Origin of the sequence: Methylophaga sp. UBA5088, from assembly GCF_002414625.1 — a bacterium.
GTDB classification, from domain to species: domain Bacteria; phylum Pseudomonadota; class Gammaproteobacteria; order Nitrosococcales; family Methylophagaceae; genus Methylophaga; species Methylophaga marina.
In genome coordinates this window covers 1-224 of sequence record NZ_DIAC01000116.1, presented here as the reverse complement: position 1 = coordinate 224, position 224 = coordinate 1, and the positions used below count along the sequence as shown (strand labels likewise).

The 224-nt window shown below is 44.6% G+C and carries 1 pseudogene; it reads left to right on the top strand.

Annotated features, from left to right (window positions below):
• Positions 1–205 (top strand): annotated as a pseudogene (locus B4K20_RS14615) (YbfB/YjiJ family MFS transporter); the annotation flags it as partial.
• Between the last annotated feature and the right edge of the window lie 19 nt (positions 206–224).

The following is a 224-nucleotide window of genomic DNA, read 5'->3' as shown; positions in this document are numbered from 1 at the left end:
TAAATTCCCATTGAATCCGGCTAAAGCTATGGCCCGACTCACTATTTGTTATGGTACTGCACAGATCATTGCACCAGCAGCAGCCGGATATCTGGCCAGTTACTATGGTAATTATCACGTAGCATTGTGGGCAACGGGGTTAGTCATGCTGGTTGGTATGGGATTCCTGATAGCGGTAAAACAAGACAAGTTTACTCGTATTTAGTCCGTCAGAAGTATCAAAG